Consider the following 21962-nt stretch of genomic DNA (forward strand, 5'->3'; position numbering starts at 1 on the left):
TAAAATTGTGAGTGTGACTTCACCAACAGCAATCCGCACTCAGGGCGTCATTCGCCGTGCCGCAATGGAATTGTCGGTCGAGAAGCCGGTGGACGAGGTCACAGTCGACGACATCGCCGAGCGTGCTGGGGTGTCGCGACGAACCGTGTTCAACCACTTCCCGTCCAAGTACGACGTCTATCTGCCTCCGGTGGTCGCCCACTCGGAGGAGGCCCTCGAGACCTTCGCGACGGACACCTCGACGTCACTGGCCGATGCCATTCGCACCCTGCTCGATGCCAGGTGGCGAAGCTTCGACGTCGACCTCGACGATCTGCGAGAGCTCATGAGAATCAGCGGGGAGAGCACCGAGCTTCGGATGGCCCTCAAGGAGTCCGTTGACTGTCAACGCGCTGCCCTCATGGCGGCAGCTGCTCGCCGGATCGGCCGCTCCGAGGACTCTCTGGAAGTCCTTGCCCTCGTGGGCACCATCCAGGCGATGGAGCGCTCAGTCTTCCAAGCGGCCATGGTCCGTCCTGGGGCCAGTTCTGCCGAGGTGGTCGGCACCTTTGACCGGGTCGTCGATGTCTGGGTCAGGCTGTCCGCGGAATTGGCCGGCGATCAGGTGTCGGTCTTGATGCCGTGAGCAGCGAGCTGACTCGTCACAACCTGCGCGACAGCGCGCCCCGCACTTCCCATCCAACATCAGAAAGCTGTGACATGTCTGCAACTGCTGCCGTTCCTGAGGCTGCCAAGTTCAAACCAGATCGTCGATTCTGGGTTGTCTATCTCTGCCTCATGATGGTGATGTTCCTGTCCTCCTTGGACCAGACGATTGTCGCCACCGCTCTGCCGACCATTGTCGGTGACCTGTCCGGCGTCGAGCACATGGCGTGGGTCATCACCGCGTACACCCTGGCCATCACCGTCGGTATGCCGCTGTATGGCCGTCTCTCCGACCTCATCGGTCGTAAGACCCTCTACCTCATCGCCATTGGCCTGTTCCTGCTGGGGTCTGCCCTGTGCGGCACCGCTAACACCATGATCACCTTCATTTTCTTCCGCTTCATCCAGGGCCTGGGTGGCGGTGGCCTCATGATCTTGTCCCAGGCCATCACCGGCGACCTCATCCCACCGCGCGTTCGTGCCGCCTACATGGCGCCGATGGGCGCGATGTTCGGTGTGTCCTCGGTGCTCGGCCCGCTGCTGGGCGGCTGGCTCACCGACTCGATCTCCTGGCGCTGGGTGTTCTGGATCAACTTGCCGCTGGGTGTCGTGGCCTGGGTGGCCTGCCTCTTCGCCCTCAAGCTACCCAAGCATGAGCTGACGACGAAGATTGACTGGCTAGGTCTGACCCTTATGGACGTCGGCGCCGTGGCCATCGTGCTGGTGGCCACCTGGGGCGGTTCCCAGTACCACTGGCTGTCCTGGCAGATCATCGGCCTGGGCGTCGTCGCGGTCGTGGCGTGGGCTGTGCTGCCCGTCGTCGAGTGTCGGGTCGAGGATCCGGTGCTGCCGCTGGAGCTGTTCCACAACCGCACCTTCGTCGTCTCGACGATCATCGGAATGCTCGCCATGGGTGCCATGTTCGGTGTGCTGGCCTATCTGCCGACCTACATGCAGATGACCTACGGCTACTCGGCCACGGTGTCTGGTCTACTGCTCATCCCCATGACGATCGGTATTCTGTTGGCCTCGACGGTGACTGGCCTGTTGACCTCCCGGATAGGTCGTTACCGCATCTTCATCATCATCGGCCCGATCGTCGCTGCCGGTGGCATGACGCTGATGTCGACCCTGAACCAGGACTCCCCGGTCTGGCGGATCATGGGCGACACCTTCGTCCTCGGTCTGGGCATGGGTATGTTCTTCCAGCTGCTCGTCATGGCGGTCCAGAACGACGTCCGCCCAACCCTGCTGGGAACGGCCACCAGCCACAACAACTTCTTCCGTCAGATCGGTGTGTGCCTGGGCTCTTCTCTTATCGGCGTGGCCTTCACCACCCGCCTGACCAATCGTGTCACGGACCTGTTCACCTCCCTGGCCACCAGCAAGGATCCGACCGTTCTCAAGGCGCTGGGCTCGATGAGCTCGCACAGCCACGCCGCAGCCTCGCTGACCCCGGGTGCCGTCAATCAGATGCCTGACGCCATTCGGGACGGTATCGTCCAGGCCTACGTCAACTCCCTGACCCCGCTGTTCCTGTGGATGGCCCCGATGGTTGCTGTAGCAGGTCTGCTGGCCTTCCTCCTCAAGGACGTGCCGCTGTCCCACCACACTGGTATCCAGATGCGCGCCGCGTCTGAGTCCAGGGAGAGAACTTCTCAGGAGACTTTGGCAGCCTCCGGTGACGCTGTGGAGATTCCTTCCCAGGACGCCCGCGCTGAGGCTCCGGACGGCTCGGAGAGGGACGAGCCCTCCGGTACGCCACGGCATAACGCAGATGCCGTGAAGGTTGAAGGAGCTCCGCCGCGTCGAGCTGCTGGACCGGAACGACCAGCACAGGCCTGACAGTTCGGGACGCGCCACCTGGAAGGGGTGGCGCGTCCCGGCGTCTAGACTTGTGATCCACCCTGGGCCAGACGGCCCGACCCCATCTTCGAGGAGCAGAACATGGCCATCCCGTCCTTCGTCGACCGCGCGACGCTGACCGCCGTGGCGGGCAAGGGGGGACACGGCTGCGCCTCCGTCAGACGTGAGAAGTTCAAGCCGTTGGGCGGCCCCGATGGTGGCAACGGCGGTCATGGCGGGTCGGTCATTCTGCGCGTCGACCCCCAGGTGACGACCCTGGTCGACTATCACTGGCAGTCCACTCGCAAGGCCACCAACGGAGAGCCCGGACGCGGTGACAACCAAGCCGGGGCCAACGGCTCCGACATCGTCCTGGGTGTTCCCGAGGGCACGGTCGTCTCCGACGCCGACACCGGCGAGCCACTGGGAGACCTCGTCGGAGCGGGATCCGAGCTCGTCGTCGCGGCCGGTGGTCGTGGTGGTCTCGGCAATGCCGCGCTGGCCAACTCGGCGCGCAAGGCCCCCGGCTTCGCCTTGCTCGGTGAGGCCGGGGAGGAGCGCAAGGTCCTGCTCGAGCTCAAGGTCGTCGCCGACATCGGCCTGGTGGGATTCCCCTCGGCCGGGAAGTCCAGCCTCATCGCGGCGATCTCGCGAGCGAAGCCGAAAATTGCCGATTATCCCTTCACCACCCTGGTGCCGAATCTTGGCGTGGTCGTCGCAGGGGAGACGACCTACACCGTCGCGGACGTGCCCGGCCTCATCCCGGGAGCCTCGCTGGGCAAGGGTCTTGGCTTCGACTTCCTGCGCCACATCGAGCGCTGCCGGGCCATCGTCCACGTCATCGACTGCGCCACCTACGAGCCGGGTCGCGACCCTGTCACCGACCTCGACGTCATCGAGGGGGAGCTTGCTGCCCATGGTGGCCTGGAGGATCGTCCACGTCTGGTGGTGCTCAACAAAGTTGACGTCCCAGACGCCGCTGACCTGGCCGACATCGTCTTCGACGATGTCGGCAAGCGTGGCTGGGCGGTCTTCCGTGTCTCGACGAAGTCCGGAGAGGGGCTCAACTCCCTCAAGTTCGCCATGGCCGATCTGGTCGAGAAGGCTCGCGAGGACGAGCCCGAACCCGAGCCGGAGCGGATCGTCATCCGGCCCAGGCCCAAGGAGGAGGGCCCGGCCTTCTCCATCAAGCGTCAGGGCGACGGTGAGGGCGGTTTCCTGTGGCGTGTGACCGGTGACAAGCCGGCTCGTTGGGTCGCTCAGACTGACTTCAACAACCCGGAGGCCGTCGGCTACCTGTCGGATCGCCTCAACCGCCTGGGCGTCGAGGAGGAGCTGCTGGCCATGGGGGCCATTGCCGGTGACGCCGTCGCCGTCGGCGGTGAGGACGCCGTCATCTTCGACTTCGCCCCGCAGATCGAGTCGGGTGCCGAGCTGTTGTCCCGCCGCGGTGAGGACCAGCGTCTGGAGACCGAGCGTCCCTCGGCCACCCGTCGTCGCGAGATGGATCGCGAATATCACCGCGCCCGTGAGGAATACGGCCAGGTCGGCCGCGATCCACGGGGTGAGTCGTGGCGTGCCCGCGTCGCCGAGGATGAGCGGTTCGAGAGCCGTGACTGATCAACGTCGAGTCATTTCCGCGGCCACCACTGTGGTGGTCAAGATCGGATCATCCTCGTTGACCCTGCCCGGCGGCGGGATCGATGTTCGCCGTGTCGACGAGCTGGTCGACGTGCTTAGCGAGGTCGTCGCGGACGGCAAGCGGGTCGTCCTGGTGAGCTCAGGAGCCATCGCCACCGGGTTCCCAGCGATGGGAATGACCCACCGCCCACGGAGCGTGGCCGGCAAGCAGGCGGCAGCCTCGGTCGGGCAGGGAATCCTGCTGGCCCACTACACGTCACGTTTTGCCAGCCACGGGTTGCGGGTCGGACAGGTACTGCTGACCGTCAATGACCTGGTCCGCCCCACCTCCTATCGAAATGCCTGGTCGACCCTGGACACCCTGCTCGAGCTGGGAGTCGTGCCAATCGTCAACGAGAACGACACCGTTGCCACCGGGGAGATCAAGTTCGGCGACAACGACCGACTCGCTGCCCTGGTGGCTGAGTTGGTGCGCGCTCAGGCCCTCGTGCTGCTGTCTGACGTCGACGCCCTTTACACCGCTCATCCGGATTCCCCGGACGCCCGTCGTCTGGATGTCGTCGAGGACATTGACGCGCTGGAGATCGACACCCACAAGGCCGGATCCGGGGTCGGTACCGGGGGCATGACGACGAAGCTGGAGGCCGCCCGAATGGCCACCAGCGCGGGGGTTCCTGTGGTGCTCGCATCGGCTTCGGACGCCCGTGGCGTCCTGGGTGGGGCAGCCGTGGGCACCTACTTCCGACCGATGGCGACGCGGCGGTCCCGGCGTCTGCTGTGGCTGGCCGACGCCGCTACCCCGCAGGGCCAGATCGTCATCGACGAGGGGGCCGTCGAGGCCCTCACCACACGCCATTCGTCGTTGTTGGCGGTGGGTGTCACTCGGGTTCACGGGGATTTCCAGGCGGGTGATCCGGTGACGATCCTAGCCCCGGACGGTCGGCTCGTCGGACGCGGCATCGCTCAGTTCTCCCATGACGAGGTGCGCGTGATGAGAGGACGTTCGAGCGCCTGGCTGGCCGCGGAAATGGGCCCGGCGGCGTCCCGGGAGATCATCCATCGCGACGCCATGGTGTTGAGCCGTCGTCGAACTACCAAGAAGTGACTCACCGTCGCTGTGGTCACCATGGTGGTGTTGCCCATGCCCACCTGACGAATACCATGTGGCCATGAGCTCGCGAGTCATCGAACAGGCCAAGGCTGCCCGATCTGCTGCCACGGTGTTGCGTCGGCTGCGTCGCATCGACAAGGACGACCTGCTGATGGCCATGGCCGCCGGGTTGCGCAAGAACGTCGACGACATCCTGGCCGCCAACCGTGCCGATGTCGATCGTGGCCGTGAGGACGGGATGGACGAGGCCATCGTCGATCGTCTCACCCTCACCCCGGAACGGGTCGAGGGAATGGCCGTCGGCCTGGAAGGGGTCGCTCGGCTCGACGACCCCGTCGGTGAGGTCGTGCGTGGCTGGCACACCCCGCTGGGAGTCAAGGTGGAGCAGGTCCGGGTGCCGATCGGCGTCATCGGGATCATCTACGAGGCTCGTCCCAATGTCACCTCTGACGCCGCCGGTATCTGCCTCAAGTCCGGCAACGCTTGCCTGTTGCGAGGATCGTCCTCGGCTCTAGAGTCCAACCGTGCCGTCATCGCGGCGATGCGCTCCCGGTTGCCCGAGGAAATCCGTGAGGCGGTGCAGCTCGTCGAGGGTGGCCATGAGGTCACCGACGAGCTCATGGCTGCCCGTGGGTACGTCGACCTGCTCATTCCGCGTGGTGGGGCCGGGCTCATCAACGCCGTCGTCTCCGGGGCTGAGGTGCCCGTCATCCAGACCGGAACCGGCAACTGCCACCTCGTCATCGACGCCAGTGCCGATGTGGAGATGGCGATCAGCATCGCCGTCAATGCCAAGACGCAGCGTCCCAGTGTGTGCAATGCCATCGAGACGGTGCTGGTGCATCGGGGAATTGCGGACACCGCAGTGCCGCTGCTGGTGGACGCCATGAGCGATCGCGGAGTGACGGTGCATGGCGATGAGGACAGTACTCGGCTGGATCCCCGCATCGTGCCGGCCGAGCCCGATGAGTACGACGACGAGTACCTGTCCCTGGACCTCGCGCTGCACATCGTCGACGACCTGGAGGAGGCCGTCGACCACATAGCCAAGCACGGTTCGGGCCACTCGGAGACGATCATCACAAGGTCGATGACCTCCCAGGAGTTCTTCACCTCCAGCGTCGATGCCGCGGCGGTGCTGGTGAACTGCTCCAGCCGGTTCGTCGATGGCGGGGAGTTCGGATTTGGTGCCGAGATCGGTATTTCCACCCAGAAGCTCCATGCCCGCGGACCGATGGGTCTGTGGGAGATGACGACGACGACCTACGTCTTGCAGGGAGACGGTCAGACCCGTCCGTGAGGCCGTCCTTGACCGTTCAACGGTCGTTCTGGGGTGGTTGTGGGATAGGCTGAGGCGCCATGAGCATGGTTCCTCTTCTCATGGAGTCCTCGGCCCTCGTCGTCGGTATCCTGACGCTGCTGGTGCTGCTGATTGCACTTGGCATCGTTCGTGGTATCGGCAAGGGTCGGCCGCATTCCTGATGCCGAGTGTTGAGCTGGGGCTGGCGCGGGTCCACAACGGACGCCGTTACCGGCTCGGGGTGATGGGCGGTACCTTCGACCCCATTCATCATGGCCACCTCGTCGCAGCCTCTGAGGTTGCGGCCAGGTTCGACCTCGACGAGGTCGTTTTCGTGCCCACTGGCGTGCCCTGGCAGAAGAAGGGACGCAAGGTTTCGCAGGCCGAGGACCGTTACCTCATGACGGTCATCGCGACGGCGTCGAACCCGTCATTCTCGGTGTCACGGGTCGACATCGATCGTCCGGGGGACACGTACACCGTCGACACCCTCAAGGATCTGCGACGAGAGCGAGGCAGTGATGTCGATCTGTTCTTCATCACCGGTGCCGACGCGCTGAGTCACATCCTCACGTGGCGTGGCGCTGAGGAACTGTTCGACCTCGCACACTTCATTGGGGTGTCGCGTCCCGGGGTGCCGCTGGGAGCCAAGGACATCTCCCATCTGCCGGCTGAGAAGGTCACTCTTCTCGAGGTGCCGGCTATGGCCATTTCGTCAACCGACTGCCGTCAGCGGGTCGGGGAGGACATGCCGATCTGGTACCTCGTGCCGGATGGCATCGTGCAGTACATCAACAAGCGCGGTCTCTATCACGACAACATCAACATCAATCCGGAGGATCATTGAGCGCCACCGAACAGGCCATCGAGCTCGCCCGTGTGGCGGCACACGCCGCCCTTGACAAGAAGGGCTTCGACATCGTCGCCCTTGACGTCTCGGAGCACCTCGCCATCACTGACATCTTCGTCATCATCTCTGCGGCCAGCGAGCGTCAGGTGTCGGCCGTGGTCGACGCCATCGACCAGACCATGCATGAGCACGAGGCTCATCGCGCCCGCCGCGAGGGAGAGCGGGAGAACCGTTGGGTGTTGCTCGACTACGTCGACATCGTGGTGCACGTGCAGCATCAGGAGGAACGCGAACTGTACTCCCTGGAAAGGCTGTGGAAGGACTGCCCGGCCGTCGACCTGCAGCTGCCTGAGGAGCAGCTCGACTGGGACCAGATGTGACGACGCGGATCGTCCTGGTTCGGCACGGCGAGACCGAGTTCAACGCCGACGGACGGCTCCAGGGGCAGTTGGACATTCCGCTGTCCTCGGTGGGGATTGCCCAGGCCGAGGCCGTTGCGCCCGTCATTGCCGGGATGGATCCGGTGGCGATCGTGTCGTCGCCGTTGGTGCGTGCCAGGGTGACGGCCGAGACGATCGGGCGTGCTACCGGTCTCGAGGTCGGTTTCGATGACCGGCTCAAAGAGGTCGACGTAGGTCAGTGGGCGGGGGAGACCGTGCCCGATCTACATCGCAACGACCCCCATTACACGCGCCTGATGGCCTCTGGCGAGGATTTCCGGCGCTCTGACGGCGAGACGACCGCCGAGGTTGCCGAGAGGGTGACGGCGGCGGTCAGGGATGCCGTGGACGAGCAGAAGAACCAGACGGTGTGCCTGGTGGCCCATGGATTTGCTCTGCGGGCTGCCGTGGTGTGGCTGCTCGGCGGTGGGTATCCGGAGTTCCTTCGGTTCGGTGGGCTGGGGAATTGCTCGTGGACCGTGCTGGATCGGATTGGATCCGGCGAGGCCGACCGACGCGGAATGGACGATCGGTGGAGGTTGCGGACATATAACGCGACCGTACTGTGACTTGGCGATGCTGGTGTACTGATCGGACACGTTGATTTGCGTCCGCCAAGAGACCTCGTCCCACGGGCGCTACTACAAGTTGTACTTGTGGCACTGCCTGGGAGGTCATCGTGGACATGGAACACATGCCCCGACCGGACAAGTACCCTGCAATGTCAAGGTCGGCCCGACGCCGAGCTTCCCCTCTCACGATTCATCAACGTCCCCAGTCAGTACAACGTGAGCAACGCTGGGCATGAGAGCGAGGATGGTGGGCTTGGTCCTGCAGCATGGCTTTCGCTTGGAATAGTCGACTTGAGCGTCATGCCTCCGGCGACTGCGATCCGGTCAGCCACACCTGGAAACTCTCGGTCAGACACTGCTTGAGTAGGCGGACATCCGGTTGGGTTGAGGTGGCCGGCCAGGCAAGCAGTCCCTCGAGCCCCACAGCGACATGGAGCTCGACCGGCGCGGCGCCGAGCTGTTGTTCCAGGTCCTCACAGAGCGGGAGGAGAAGAACGCCATCGCGATCGCGTCCAACCAGTCCTTCTCCGCCTGGACCGACACCTTCACTGACCCCAGGCTCTGTGCAGCGATCGTCGACCGCCTCACCTACAACGCCACCATCATCGAGACCGGAACCAACTCCTATCGCCTCGCCCACACGCGAGCTCGCCAGACTCTGTGACTCGACGGGTCATGGCGTGGCCATCGAGAGCAGTGCACGGCAGAGAGGCGGCCGAACCGAATGCCGGTCGACTTCTGGTGGGTTTCTGTGCCACTGCGGGTACTGCACAGGTCCGGGGCATCGATGGTCCGGACGGGGGAGGTGGGTGACAGCCGGTGTTCGCGGTGGATCTTGATCATTTCTCACACTGTCTTGCTCGTGGCTCGACATGCCGCCTGGAGGCTTGGCGGCATGACGACAAATGAATCCTCATCCCTGGCTCGTGGGTCCCTCGCATTCCTGGGAATTGCCAGCGTGGCCGCGGTCGGGCTGGCCCTGGCCGTGCCCGACCTGACTGCTGGCTCGGGCATGGCTGGCATGGCGATGACCCACTACATGGAACTCCTCGCGGTGCGGCAACCGTGGAACCTGCTGTTGTTCATGGCCCTCCCGGTCATCCTGGCCGAGACCTTGGCGATCACGGAACTGGTCATGCTGCTGGGGCGCCGCAATGACCGGCCCGCAGCCCCGTGGGTGGCGAGGCTCAGTCGGGCTGCTGGCCTGCTCGCCGGTCCCGTGTGGGTCTTCATCGGGACGCACCTGATGGTCCACGCGGTGGTGCCCTTGACCATGAATGGGGGATGGCGCGGCCCGGCTGATGTCATCGCGGTCCTCAGCTACCTGGTCGGTGGCCTGCCCATGCTCGTGATCAGTCTCCTCGAAGCGGGGGTCCTGGGCCGCAGTAGTGAGAACCGTCTGCGGATGCACGTGGCGATGGCGGCGGCCTTCCTCGTGGTGGCCCACGTGGCGATGATCTTCGGGATGGTCGATCCGGCAGTCCTGGGAGGTGACACGTCGTCGAGCGTCATGAACCACGACATGGGCAGCATGAACCACAACATGTCCCCGTCCTCGCAACCGACGAGGTGACGCCTGCTGGGTCTCGTGGTGAGATGGAGTCATGAGCGATGTGGCGCGCACTTCGGTGCTGGTGGTCGACGACGAACCGGTGCTGGCCGGCATGGTGAAGAACTACCTGGAACGGGCCGGCATGGCCGCAGACACCTGTGCAGACGGGAACGAGGCGGTTTCGCGGATCCGGGAGGAGCAGCCGGATGTCGTCATCCTCGACCTCGGCCTTCCGGGCCTCGACGGAGTGGAGGTCTGTCGCAAGGTGCGCACCTTCAGCGACTGCTACGTCCTGATGCTGACCGCGCGAGCTGACGAGGTGGACATGCTCATCGGGTTGTCCGTGGGCGCGGATGACTACCTCACCAAGCCCTTCAGCCCGCGCGAACTCGTGGCACGCGTCCAGGTGATGCTGCGTCGCCCGAGATCCACGGCTTCGGCATCCGTCGCCCGCAGGATCGGGGAACTGGTGGTGCATCCCGACTCGCGCGAAGCTTTCATGGATGGTGTGGCGGTGGACCTGACACGCACCGAGTTCGACCTGCTGAAGGCGCTGTCCGCGCATCCCGGACGTGTGTTGAGCCGGCGTCAGCTCACGGACATGGTCTGGGGCGAGGACTGGGTCGGCGACGACCATCTGGTCGATGTCCACGTGGCACACCTTCGCAAGAAGCTGGGTGAGGAGGCCGCCGATCCCCGCTACGTGCTGACTGTGCGGGGCGTGGGCTACCGGATGGGCCGAGGCTGATGGGAGGACGGCCATCAGAGCTGTGGCCCGGGTTGTCGTGGGGTCGACGGCTGGTGTGGACCCAGTTCGCCGTCCTGGTCACCATGAGCGTCACGCTGGTACTGACCGCCCTGGAGATGGGCCCGCCGTTGTTCAAGAAGCACATGGCCGAGGCCGGGCACACCCAGCCCATGGTGCTGGACCATGCCGAGCGTGCCTTCCATGACGCCGGTGCGGCCTCCCTGGGATTGGGACTTGCCGCCGCGATGATGATCGCGGCGGTGACGTCATGGGTGCTGAACCGCAGCCTCATCCGAGGGCTGGATGCCCTGGCCGAGGGGGCTGAGAGGGTCGCGCACGGCAACTACGACGACCCCGTGCGCATGCCGCCACTGGGGCGCGAACTCGAATCCGTGGCCCATGAGTTCAACCGGATGGCGGCCCAGATCGCGGCCACGGAGGCCACCCGACGACGCATGTTGACCGATCTTGGCCATGAGCTGCGAACGCCCCTGTCCGTGACGAGGGTGACGCTCGAGAGCCTCCAGGACGGAGTCGCCGTGTATGGGCCGGAGGTCCTTGAGGTCCTCCAACGCCAGAACGAGCGCATCACGGCGCTGGCGGCCGACATCTCCGAGGTCTCCAGGGCAGAGGAGGGGCGGATCCCCTTGGAACTACGGCTGACCCGCATCGATGACCTGGTGGAATCGGCGGTCACCTCGTGTGCGAAAGCCTGTGCCGAGGCAGGTATCCAGCTGGTGACCCGTGGCAACTGCCCCGTGGAGGTGGATGTCGACCCTGCACGCATCGGCCAGGTCCTGGACAACCTGCTGCGCAACGCCGTCCAGCACACGCCACGCGGGGGTGAGGTATGTGTGACGAGCTGGTCTGACACGGACTCGGTGTCCATCCAGGTCAGCGACACCGGCGCAGGCATACCCGCCGGTGAGGTGTCCCACGTCTTCGAACGCTTCTTCCACCAAGGATCACGCAGGGTCCGTGACGTCGACGGCGGAACCGGAGTCGGCCTGACCATCGCCAGAGCCGTCGCCCGGGCACATGGGGGCGACGTGCTGGCGGCCAGTCCGGGGGTGGGCTGCGGTGCGTCGTTCACCCTGGTGCTGCCACGAAGTCTTGATCGAATCTCCACACTTCCCTGACCCGGTCACAATGCGGGGCGGGAAGAGTCGTGGGCATGAACACGATCACTCGCCGACAGGCCTTGCTCGCCGGCCTCGGCCTGGCATCCACCAGCGCCCTGGCTGCATGCGGCGCCAAGCAGCCCTCCCCGGCCAGCACCACCCCGGCCACATGGGCCATCCCGACCCAGACACCACTCGCCACCCCGGCCGGGGCGACGACCGTCACCCACACCCTGACCCCGCGCCCTGTCACCTTGGACCTGGGCGGTGTCCTGGCCAAGACCTGGGCCTACACCGACGAACTCGACGGGAACGTCCTGCGCGGCAAGGCGGGCGACCTGTTCCGGGTCACGGTCGACAACCAGCTCCCCACAGCCACCTCGGTGCACTGGCACGGCATTGCCCTGCGCAACGCCTCCGACGGTGTGCCTGGTGTCACTCAGGACCCCATCGCCGCCAAGAGTGCCTTCACCTACGAGTTCGTCGCACCCCATGCCGGAACCTACTTCTTCCATCCCCACAGCGGAGTCCAGATCGACCGGGGGCTGTACGCTCCCCTCGTGCTGGACGACCCACGCGATCCGGGCGACCACGACGCGGAATGGGTCCTGGTCCTGGATGACTGGACCGATGGGGTTGGCAAGTCACCGGATGCGATCTTCGCCGACTTCAAGGCCAACAGCGGCCCCCTGTCCCAAGGAATGAACCACGACATGGGAGGCATGGACCACGGCAGTTCCCCCTTGGGCGATGCCGGAGACGTGAGCTACCCGCACTACGTCGTCAACGGCCGGATCCCGGCCGCACCGCGCACCCTCACGGCACGCCCCGGGGACAAGGTCCGGCTACGGCTCATCAATGCCGGAGCCGACACGATCTTCAAGGTCGGCCTGTCCGGGCACCGACTCACCATCACCCACGCCGACGGTTTCGCCGTGCAGCCGGTCGAGGCGACGGCCATCTACCTCGCCATGGGAGAAAGGATCGACGCCACCGTCACCGTCGGCGACGGCGTCTTCGTGCTGCAGGCCGCCCCCGAGGGCAAGACCGGTACTCCCGCCCGCGCCATCGTCAAGACCGGCGCCGGCAGCATTCCGCCGGCCACCACCCGAATCCCCGAACTCGGAGGAAAGGCTGTCCTGGGCACCGCCCTGCGCGCCGCCGACGCAGCCAAGCTGCCCGACAAGGAACCGGAGCAGACCCTCGAGGTCCAGCTCAACGGCCAGATGAAGCCCTACGCCTGGGGCATCAACGGCAAGAAGTTCGGTGAGGACACACCCCTGTCGATCAGCCCGGGACAGCGGGTCCGGATGCGGATGACGAACATGACGATGATGGCCCACCCGATGCACATCCACGGCCACACTTGGTCCCTGCCGGGCAGCAACGGACTGCGCAAGGACACTGTGCTGCTGCTGCCCATGCAGACCATCGAGGCCGACCTGCAGGCCGACAACCCCGGAGCCTGGATGCTGCACTGCCACAACATCTACCACGCCGAGATCGGCATGATGACCAGCCTGCGCTACTGACCCCCAGCCCACGCCGGTGCGGTTCCCGCGTCACCCCGGGAACCGCACCGCCGCATGCCCGCACATGCCTCCGACGTCTTGGTCAAACCTTCATCATTTGCCCCGGTCCAGCTTCATGGACGCTCGACAGTCTGGATGGTGACGGCAGCCAGCCACACACGACGAAGGAGACCACCATGTACACAAGCCCCACCCAGCTCAACCGCAGTGACAGCGACGCTCCCCGCCCCGCCGCCGACCCGGTACTCGAGCCCGTGCGGCACCGGCACGATCCGAAGATGACAGGCCACGGCAAGAGCCACCACTGGATGCACCTGCTGATGTGTGCCCCGATGCTGCTCATCGTGGCCGGATACCTGTGGACAGGTCGTGCCAGCCGCTCCGCAGGCGGCGTCATGGCCGCCGCCATCCCCGCCCTCGGCTGCGTAGTGATAATGTGGCTCATGATGCGGATGATGAACCACGGGGCCGATCACCACTGAGCCAAGAACCTCGCACCACGCGCCCACCAGCACCACAGAGCACCACCACTCAACGGACGAAGAAGACCATGACCAGCCCTACCCCACCCGACAAGCCCATCACGGCTGAAGGGGACTCCTTCACCTGCCCCATGCACCCCGAGGTCACCAGTGACCACCCTGGCCGCTGCCCCAAGTGCGGCATGTTCCTCCAACCGGACGGACAGCCCCCCGCGCCAGCAGCACACCAGCACACCGACCCCGGGCAGCCTGCTGCCCACCAAGAGCACGGCGGGCAAAGCGCCCCGCCACCACAGGCCGACACCGGCCCACGCGATGGCGAATGGACCTGCCCCATGCACCCCGAGATCCGGCAGGATGGGCCGGGCGAGTGCCCGATCTGTGGCATGGCGCTCGAACCGGTCTCGGTGGGCGTCCACGACGGACCCAACCCAGAGCTGGCAGACATGCGCCGCCGTCTCCGCGTGGCAGCCGTGCTCAGCCTGCCCCTGGTGGTGCTGGCGATGGTCCCGGCCCTGGCCGTCGGGGCGTGGGTGCCCTGGGTCGAACTCGCGCTGTCCACCCCCGTGGTGTGGTGGGCCGGGTGGCCATTCTTCGCACGTGGCGCCCGATCAGTGGCCAGCCGGCACCTCAACATGTTCACCCTCGTCAGCCTCGGTGTGGGTGCCGCGTGGTTCTACAGTGTGGTCGCCGTCCTGGCCCCGGGGATCTTCCCGGCCATCATGCGTGATGACGGTGGCCGGGTCGGCGTCTACTTCGAGGCCGCCGCCGTGATTCTCACCCTGGTGCTGCTGGGGCAGGTACTCGAACTGCGGGCACGCGACCAGACCTCGGGTGCCATCCGCGCCCTGCTGGACCTGTCGCCAGCCACCGCGCATCGCATCAACCTCGACGGAGAAGAAGAGGAAGTGCCATCCGCGGACCTGCAGGTCGGCGACCATTGCCGGGTCCGCCCCGGTGAGAAGATCCCAGCAGACGGCATCGTGGTCGACGGCCACGCCTACGTCGACGAATCCATGATCACCGGCGAGCCGGTACCTGTTGACAAGAACCCCGGCGACCGTGTGATCGGCGGCACCATCACCAGCGGCGGCAGCCTGGTCATCGAGGCCACCGGCCTGGGCGCCGACTCGACCCTGGCCCGCATCGTCGACCTCGTGTCCCAGGCGCAACGTTCCCAAGCCCCCATCCAAGGGCTCGTCGACAAGATCTCCGCTGTGTTCGTGCCGGTCGTGATCGGCATCGCACTGATCATCTTCGCCGTCTGGGCCACGGTCGGGCCACAGCCCCGGCTACCGTTCGCGATCGTTGCTGCAGTGTCCGTGCTCATCATCGCCTGCCCTTGCGCGCTTGGCCTTGCCACACCCATGTCCATCATGGTCGGGGTTGGTCGCGGAGCCCGCGATGGCGTCCTGGTCAAGAACGCCGAAGCACTCGAACGACTGCAGAAGATCGACACCCTGGTGGTCGACAAGACCGGGACCCTGACCCAGGGCCATCCCAGCCTCGTCGACCAGAAGGTCGTCGCCGGCCACCACGCCGAGATCGTGCTGGCCATGGCGGCCGCTGTCGAGTCCGGGTCCGAACATGCCTTGGCCCGCGCGATCGTCGACGCGGCGCGAGAACGCGACGTCACCGTACCGACCGCCACTGCATTCACCGCCCGCCCGGGTGGCGGCGTCGAAGCATTGGTCGACGGTCACCAGGTCATGGTCGGCAGCCCTGCCTTCCTCACGACCCAGCATGCCGACACGACCCCCCTGACCGACGACATCGACGCCTTCCGTCGCCAAGGAGCCACTGCCGTCATCGTGGCTGTCGATGGTCAGCCTGCAAGCATCCTGGCCATCGCCGACCGACTCAAGCCCACCACCGCCCAGGCCATCGACGACCTACGTCACCGTGGCATGCGGATTGTGATGCTGACCGGGGACAACGCCACCACCGCCCACGCCATCGCCGACGAGCTCCACATCGACGAGGTGATCGCGGACGTGCTTCCGGATCAGAAGCATGGGCACGTCCAGCGGTTCCAGGAGCAAGGTCACACGGTCGCGATGGCCGGTGACGGCGTCAACGACGCCCCTGCCCTGGCCGGGGCGGACGTTGGCGTCGCCATGGGCACCGGGACCGACGTCGCCATCGAGAGCGCAGACGTGACCCTCCTCGGCGGCGACCTCGCAGCCCTGGTCAAGGCCCGCGACCTGTCCGTCGACACTATGCGCAACATCAAGCAGAACCTGCTGTTCGCATTCATCTACAACGTCATCGGCATTCCGATCGCCGCGGGAGTGCTCTACCCCGCCTTCGGCTGGCTGTTGTCCCCGATGATCGCCGCAGCCGCCATGGCCCTCAGTTCGGTGAGCGTCATCACCAACTCCCTGCGCCTGCGCCGACACCACTGACATGAACTGCCCCCCATAAGCTGCCCGGAGTTCACTCTGGGTTGGCTTCTCGCACCCAACCGGGGCCCAGCCAGACCGACAATCCGGGGCCAAATGAAGTTGACATAGCCAGCCCTGCTCGCAGCGGGACCATCCGGACCGCCGCCGCTTTCTCGTCCGGGGCGTAGCGCCGTATCTGCGGTTTCCCGGGAACCTGCCACTTCGACATGTGCTCGTCCCCGTTTCTAGACCGATGCCTGAACAGGCTTGGATCAGCTCACCGAAGTCCTCGACGACCTCCACCAACAATTGCGAATCAGCCGAACGCCGCATCCTCAACCGCACACTGTTCACCCACATCACCGTCGACGACGAAGAGAACGCCCCACATATCCGCCGAGGCCACCGTCAGCGTCCTCGCTCATACGAGCATCGACGCCCCGGCGCACGTCACCGCAGAAACAAAACTGCCCCACCATCAGGCGGGGCAAGCTTCGATATTCTTATTTTACGTGGAGCATAGGGGATTCGAACCCCTGACCTCTTCCATGCCATGGAAGCGCGCTACCAACTGCGCCAATGCCCCGCGGGCGACCTCGTCAGGCCTTCGACACGATCCTCCGCTGCGGCGTCCACCACGCCGGAACATCCTGTCTGGTGGAGCATAGGGGATTCGAACCCCTGACCTCTTCCATGCCATGGAAGCGCGCTACCAACTGCGCCAATGCCCCGAAAACAACTCCTCAGGAGGGTCATCCTCTTCGTTCACCCGACCGCCCGGGCGACCAGGCAAACGTTACCGGATCCCACCCATCCTCACCAAATCGGACCAAGCCAGGCCAGTACCTGCGTATGGGTATCGACACACACTCATGCGCAACGCACCCTCACTGCCCCAAGCAGCCGTCCATCACCGCGTCCGTCCCTCTGCGCGACTCCTACCGCCGACGTCAGCTCTGCACGTCTGTGGCTTTCAGGTAGCCCTGACGGTGTCCCAGGAAGACACATACGTACCGGTCCTTTCCGGTCACATTGACGTGGTCCTTGGGCGGCGGGGCGTCGAACGTCGTGGACCGGTAATAGTCTGTCGCAGGCTGAGAGTCGATGACGACATAGCGCTGACCAGGCTCCAACACGTACGGCAACGCAGCCTCGGGCTGCACCCAGGTGCCGTCCGGATAGGCAGAGGCTTCCGGGTACGCCCGGCCATAACCTGACGTGCGCGAAACCACGGTGATCGTTCGCGCTCCCGGGACAACTCGTGCCACCGGCTGTCGAGCGGGATTGTGGAACCACGCCTTAGCTCCCAGGTACCAGACGGCGACCCACTCGTCGTTCTTCCCTCCAACCTCTGCGACGACATATTCCGCACCCGTGTTCAGCCGGGCGCCGACGTCGGCAGGTTCTGTTGTTGCCGGCTCCGGGCTGATACCGGCATCAACAACCGTCGGGGCATCCGACGACGGGGCTTGCCTCGCCGTCACAAAGTTCACTCCTCTGACGACCTGGCCGTTGTAGGCCTGCGTGTTCATTTCGAAATCAGGCAAAATCCTCACGACGTCGCCGCGCTTGGGTCTGGTGCTCACCGTGCCCTCGGTGAGTGGGCGGCCCAACAGCTCAAAGTATCGAGCCCAGTTCCAGAAGGCGCCCGGATCCCAGTGCATCCCCTTGATGTGCTCGGTGTCAATGCCAGGAACCTCGTCATGGCCAATGACGCGACCACGCGTCAGCGGGATCTCATATTTATCGCACAGATAGCGGACTAGCGCTGCACTCGAGCGGTACATCGCGTCCGTATACCAGGATTCTCCCTCGAGAGCCTTACCCTCGTGTTCGAGTCCGAGGGCGTGCATGTTGTAATACCAGTTCCCGGAGTGCCAGCCGATGTCCTTGGGATCGAGGTGTTGCGCAACGTGACCGTCAGAAGATCTCAACGTGTAGTTCCATGCGAGGTAGTTCGGCTTCTCCACGAGTTTGATGGTGTTGTCGTAGGTCTCCTCGGTGTCGTGGATGACGATTCTCGTCAGTGAAGGCGCAGAGGGGCGGCGCGCAAGGTCGTGATTTCCGTACTTCACCGGATCAGATCCGTACTGCTGATACGGGGCAGGTACCCACTCGATGTGGAGGCTGTCCGGCCCGTCAATCGGTGGCCCGGACACCTTATGCTCAGGTAACGCTGTTCGGCTGATAAGCGGGCCAAAGATGGCCATGGCAGTAAACGAACGGCGGCTCATGTCAATCATCGGAATCGTCCTCTCGCCCGGTAAAGATGCTTGTGAAGCCACACAAGCGCACCACATATGGGGGTCACATCACGGAGGATCACCGCGCAGGAGCGTTACACCCATGCCGGTTAGGTGAGGTGCTCATCGTCGGGGAGTGGGTAGAGCGTGCGGATGATGTTGGCGGCTGGGCCGGTGGGTGCGTTGCGGTAGCCGGTTCCGGCCCAGAGGTGGACCCGGTGGGCGTCTCCGGCTTGGGTGGCAGCTTGTCGCAGTGGACGGGTGAGGTGGTGCACGGCGGGGTATGCGTGGGGTGCGGTGGCGTGGTGTTGGGTGATGAAGTCGTTGGTGAGGGCGCGGGCCGGTCGTCCGGTGAAGGCGTGGGTGATGGTGGTGTCGTCGAGGGCGGGGTCGGCCAGTGCTGCCCGGTGGGTGGCTGAGGTTCCGGCTTCGTCGGTGCGGAGCAGAAGGGTCCCTACCGCAACGGCGATGGCGCCTGCATCAAGTGCTGCTCGTACCGCTTTAGCGTCATCGATGCCGCCGGCGGCGATCACTGGCAAGGGGCTGGCCTTGCGCACGCGGCAGACGAGAGTGGGGAGGTCTTCCGGTTGTGGTGTCCGCGTGGGGTCGAAGGTGGCGCTGTGTCCACCGGCTGCGGGGCCTTGGATGATGAGCCCGTCGGCGCCGCGTTCAGTTGCGGCGGCGGCTTCCTCTGGGGTCGTGACGGTGATCAGTGCCTGTGTGCCGTGCTCGTGGAGTTTGGCGATGATGTCCTGGGGTGGCAGGCCGAAGGTGAAGGACACCACGGGGACGGAATGTGTGGTCAGGAGCGCGATCTTGTCATCCCAGTGGTCGTCATCGGAGACGGGGCAGGGGTCGAGTTGCAGGCCGTAGTGTTCTGCTTCCGGGGCAAGCTCATCGGCATAGGCAGACAAGGCAGCCGGGTCGACGGTGGCGTTGCTCGGCACGAAGATGTTGACGCCGAAGGGAACGTCCTTGGCCTGAAGCTGCTGGATTTCTGCGTGGAGGGCTTCGGCGGTTTTATAGCCGCCGGCGAGGAACGGGAAGCCGCCTGCTTCGGCGACCGCCAGGGCAAGCGCGACAGTGGTGGGCCCACCTGCCATGGGTGCAGCAACGATCGGCCGGGGAGTGGGAATGAGGATAGTCACGAGCGTTTCCTTCCCCCTGAGGGGATTCATGTGGTCTCGGGCTGGGGATGGGTTGCATTGAAGCAAGCAAGTCCAACGATACGAGCAGTGCCAAGTGGATGAGGGCGGCTGCCGGCCTCGGCGACGAGGGGTGCGCCGTCGTTGGTGAGGAAGATGGGGACGTTGTTGATCTCGCGGAGTTCTTGGCAGGTGGGTACTCTGCTTTGCGGGTCCGGTCATACCAACCTCAGCCACGACGATCGAGCACAGCCTTCGCAGTTGCGATGTCGGTTACCAGATCCGTTACCAGATGGGCTCGAAGGATCGCCGATAAAGCTGGCACCTTTTCAGCTCCGAAAGCGCTGACGATGACGTGGGTGATCGATGGGATTCGGTCGATCGGTATCGTCATCAACCCTTGGCAGAAGTCCGCATCGACGTGACGGCCCTGAGCATCGATGTGGTGCCCACAGATGTGGCCGACCGCTCCCCGCGACAACAACTCGGCATGAGCCCGTTCGGGCATCACATGATCGAAAATCGGTGCCACCGAATTCACCCCGACCGCGCCCACCCCTGTTACCAAGATGTCGGCGTGGGAGGCCATTGCGATCGTCATTCCAATGGATTTCTCTGCCTTTAAAGCCGCTGCTACTTGCGGATTCGATACCAACACTGGCGCGGGCATCACTCGGTAAGCGCAGCCAAGTCGCTCCGCCAGTTGGCGACACAGTTCGGGGGAGTCAAGGACTAGATTCCCCCGCGCTGTCCCCCCAATTGCCTGGACCACTGTCGCTTCAGGGTGACGTGTCGGGGTCATGGCGCGCACCACCGAAGCTACTCCACGCCCATTCGACAGCGCGATGACCGAGTCCGGGTGCATATATGTAGTCACGAGATCGGAAGCCATCCGTGATACCTCGTGAGCCGCAGAGTCGTCATCCGACATGGCTACGCGCGCGCACGCTAACCCGAAGGTGCGAGTCAGGTCCTGTTCCAACTCAATTGCTCGTTGTAACGGGTGCTGCACGGTAAACGTGATGATTCCGCGGCGCCGCGCTTCATCGAGCAGGCGTGACACCATTGATCGGGAGTAGCCGATCTCAGCGGCGATCTCGGCCTGAGTTGCTTGTTCCAACCAGTATCGCTTTGCCACGGTCAGTAAGGTCTGGATGTGTTCGCGGTCAGTCATATGAATCTCACAAATGTGAATCTTTGTAATCATAGCCCCGCTGAAACGCGGTGTTGAACCAACGTACTGGCGTTTTAGCGCTTAGTGAATTCACATATGTGAGCTCATGGCCTTGCGAAGGATGTCGGGCTGACGGCTGAATGGTTCTCGTCACACAGTCGTGAGAGAGGAATCACCCCAATGGCCGTCGTTCGTACCATCACTGGCGACGTTTCACCCGACACGCTTGGTGTCGTCAATGCCCACGACCACCTCATCCGTGTTGGCGCCGGTGAGGTCTACATCGATCCTGACCATCTGCTCGACGACGTCGACAAGGCAGCTCAGGAGGCCACCTACTTCGTCGAAGCTTCCAGGAGCTGGGCCGACGGCGCCACGATCGTCGACATGTGCCCCGCATCCTCGGGTCGCGGTGTGCTCAAGACCCTTGAAGTTGTTGAGAAGGTCCCAGGCCTCCAGGTCGTCCAGGCCACCGGATTTCACCAGCAGAAGGTCTACCTGGAATGGCGTCAGAGCTGGGTCAACCAGTACACCGTCAACCAGATTGCCGATCTGCTCATCGCCGACATCGTCGAGGGCATCGACCGCTTCGACTACATGGGCCCCATCGTCGAACGTACCGGGGCCAGGGCCGGCGTCATAAAGTGGGCGACCGCTTACGGCAAAATTACCGAGTGGGAACAGAAATCCGGCAAGGCGGTGGCTATCGCATCTAAGGAGACCGGATGCCCGATTAACACCCATGTGACGGCCGGAACCTGCGGCCCTGAGCAGGCACGCTTCCTCGTCAACCAGGGCGTCGATCCTGCCAAAATTGCAATCGGTCACATGCAGCGTAACTGGGATCCGTGGGCCCACGAGCAGATCTGCAAGCTTGGCTGCTACGTCGAGCTCGACGGCACAAACCGCATCAAGTACGTCCCGGACAATACCCGCGTCAACCTGATTAAGGCCCTCGGGAAGAAGGGCTACGGCAAGCAGGTTCTGCTGGGTACTGATTCCGGTAAAGCCTCTTACCAGAAGGTCTACGGTTCGGTCTCGGGCATTGACTACGATCCGGCCGTCTTCTGCCCGCGTCTGGTTGAGGACGAGGGCTTTGACCGCAGCTACGTCGATGACCTGCTCATCAACAACGCCGCGACCTTCCTTGGCTTCGAGCCCCTGGCTGGGTGACAAC

Annotated in this window: 19 protein-coding genes, 2 tRNA genes and 1 pseudogene; 17 read left to right on the plus strand and 5 right to left on the minus strand. The window is 64.5% G+C overall.

Annotation, left to right across the window (positions count from 1 at the left end):
• The first annotated feature begins 13 nt into the window (after nucleotides 1-13).
• The 16 genes and pseudogenes from AC6I1W_RS06985 (at nucleotide 14) to AC6I1W_RS07060 (ending at nucleotide 16244) form a co-directional block, all read left to right on the plus strand.
• Nucleotides 14-625: a TetR/AcrR family transcriptional regulator gene (locus AC6I1W_RS06985; protein WP_284950783.1), complete on the plus strand. Its 612-nt coding sequence runs from the start codon at nucleotides 14-16 to the stop codon at nucleotides 623-625.
• A gap of 74 nt (nucleotides 626-699) precedes the next feature.
• On the plus strand, nucleotides 700-2490 hold the full coding sequence (locus AC6I1W_RS06990) for an MDR family MFS transporter (RefSeq protein WP_065673963.1): 1791 nt from the start codon (nucleotides 700-702) through the stop codon (nucleotides 2488-2490).
• Between the two features lie 102 nt (nucleotides 2491-2592).
• Nucleotides 2593-4110, plus strand: coding sequence for a GTPase ObgE (gene obgE / locus AC6I1W_RS06995; protein WP_063279977.1), 1518 nt, complete (start codon nucleotides 2593-2595; stop codon nucleotides 4108-4110).
• Nucleotides 4103-5236 (plus strand): glutamate 5-kinase, encoded by a 1134-nt coding sequence (proB, locus tag AC6I1W_RS07000; RefSeq protein WP_016667373.1) that lies wholly within the window; start codon nucleotides 4103-4105, stop codon nucleotides 5234-5236. The genes obgE and proB overlap by 8 nt, the downstream gene beginning before the upstream one ends.
• A 58-nt stretch (nucleotides 5237-5294) precedes the next feature.
• Complete coding sequence (locus AC6I1W_RS07005) at nucleotides 5295-6542, plus strand: glutamate-5-semialdehyde dehydrogenase (RefSeq protein WP_065673964.1); 1248 nt, start codon at nucleotides 5295-5297, stop codon at nucleotides 6540-6542.
• A 59-nt stretch (nucleotides 6543-6601) separates the two neighbouring features.
• Complete coding sequence (locus AC6I1W_RS07010) at nucleotides 6602-6724, plus strand: hypothetical protein (protein ID WP_004811737.1); 123 nt, start codon at nucleotides 6602-6604, stop codon at nucleotides 6722-6724.
• Entirely contained in the window at nucleotides 6724-7389 is a 666-nt protein-coding gene (gene nadD / locus AC6I1W_RS07015) for a nicotinate-nucleotide adenylyltransferase (RefSeq protein ID WP_004811736.1), read from the plus strand. Before AC6I1W_RS07010 ends, nadD begins: the two co-directional genes overlap by 1 nt.
• Entirely contained in the window at nucleotides 7386-7772 is a 387-nt protein-coding gene (rsfS, locus tag AC6I1W_RS07020; RefSeq protein WP_016667376.1) for a ribosome silencing factor, read from the plus strand. The genes nadD and rsfS overlap by 4 nt, the downstream gene beginning before the upstream one ends.
• Nucleotides 7769-8401 carry a histidine phosphatase family protein gene (locus AC6I1W_RS07025; RefSeq protein WP_016667377.1) on the plus strand — a complete coding sequence of 211 codons (633 nt, stop codon included), beginning with the start codon at nucleotides 7769-7771 and terminating at the stop codon, nucleotides 8399-8401. The genes rsfS and AC6I1W_RS07025 overlap by 4 nt, the downstream gene beginning before the upstream one ends.
• A gap of 433 nt (nucleotides 8402-8834) precedes the next feature.
• Nucleotides 8835-9068 (plus strand): annotated as a pseudogene (locus AC6I1W_RS07030) (ATP-binding protein); the annotation flags it as partial.
• Between the two features lie 231 nt (nucleotides 9069-9299).
• A complete protein-coding gene (locus AC6I1W_RS07035; protein WP_270235835.1) occupies nucleotides 9300-9977 on the plus strand; it encodes a DUF6803 family protein in 678 nt (225 codons plus the stop codon).
• Nucleotides 9978-10008: 31 nt separating this feature from the next.
• Nucleotides 10009-10704 carry a response regulator gene (locus AC6I1W_RS07040; RefSeq protein WP_270235837.1) on the plus strand — a complete coding sequence of 232 codons (696 nt, stop codon included), beginning with the start codon at nucleotides 10009-10011 and terminating at the stop codon, nucleotides 10702-10704.
• The gene (locus tag AC6I1W_RS07045) at nucleotides 10704-11843 is read left to right on the plus strand and encodes a sensor histidine kinase (protein ID WP_179856593.1); all 1140 of its coding nucleotides are present in this window, start codon (nucleotides 10704-10706) and stop codon (nucleotides 11841-11843) included. The genes AC6I1W_RS07040 and AC6I1W_RS07045 overlap by 1 nt, the downstream gene beginning before the upstream one ends.
• A gap of 35 nt (nucleotides 11844-11878) precedes the next feature.
• A complete protein-coding gene (locus tag AC6I1W_RS07050) occupies nucleotides 11879-13357 on the plus strand; it encodes a multicopper oxidase family protein (RefSeq protein ID WP_270235840.1) in 1479 nt (492 codons plus the stop codon).
• A 176-nt stretch (nucleotides 13358-13533) separates the two neighbouring features.
• Nucleotides 13534-13839: a hypothetical protein gene (locus AC6I1W_RS07055; protein ID WP_284950918.1), complete on the plus strand. Its 306-nt coding sequence runs from the start codon at nucleotides 13534-13536 to the stop codon at nucleotides 13837-13839.
• A 68-nt stretch (nucleotides 13840-13907) separates the two neighbouring features.
• Nucleotides 13908-16244 carry a copper-transporting P-type ATPase gene (locus AC6I1W_RS07060; protein WP_270235841.1) on the plus strand — a complete coding sequence of 779 codons (2337 nt, stop codon included), beginning with the start codon at nucleotides 13908-13910 and terminating at the stop codon, nucleotides 16242-16244.
• Nucleotides 16245-16736: 492 nt separating this feature from the next.
• On the opposite strand, the gene AC6I1W_RS07065 is transcribed toward AC6I1W_RS07060, so the two are convergent.
• From AC6I1W_RS07065 to AC6I1W_RS07085, 5 genes are all read right to left on the minus strand, one after another.
• Nucleotides 16737-16809: transfer RNA gene (locus AC6I1W_RS07065), tRNA-Ala, on the minus strand.
• 69 nt (nucleotides 16810-16878) lie between these two features.
• Nucleotides 16879-16954: transfer RNA gene (locus tag AC6I1W_RS07070), tRNA-Ala, on the minus strand.
• A 219-nt stretch (nucleotides 16955-17173) separates the two neighbouring features.
• Complete coding sequence (locus AC6I1W_RS07075) at nucleotides 17174-18466, minus strand: N-acetylmuramoyl-L-alanine amidase (RefSeq protein WP_065673970.1); 1293 nt, start codon at nucleotides 18464-18466, stop codon at nucleotides 17174-17176.
• 110 nt (nucleotides 18467-18576) lie between these two features.
• Nucleotides 18577-19614, minus strand: a complete 1038-nt coding sequence (locus AC6I1W_RS07080) for a nitronate monooxygenase (protein ID WP_249361343.1) — start codon at nucleotides 19612-19614, stop codon at nucleotides 18577-18579.
• A gap of 226 nt (nucleotides 19615-19840) precedes the next feature.
• On the minus strand, nucleotides 19841-20785 hold the full coding sequence (locus tag AC6I1W_RS07085) for a sugar-binding transcriptional regulator (protein ID WP_065673971.1): 945 nt from the start codon (nucleotides 20783-20785) through the stop codon (nucleotides 19841-19843).
• Between the two features lie 180 nt (nucleotides 20786-20965).
• On the opposite strand from AC6I1W_RS07085, the gene AC6I1W_RS07090 reads away from it, so the two are divergent.
• Nucleotides 20966-21958, plus strand: a complete 993-nt coding sequence (locus tag AC6I1W_RS07090) for a phosphotriesterase family protein (RefSeq protein ID WP_117189801.1) — start codon at nucleotides 20966-20968, stop codon at nucleotides 21956-21958.
• The last annotated feature ends 4 nt before the right edge of the window (nucleotides 21959-21962 follow it).

The sequence above is a fragment of the Cutibacterium sp. KB22876 genome, assembly GCF_059728865.1.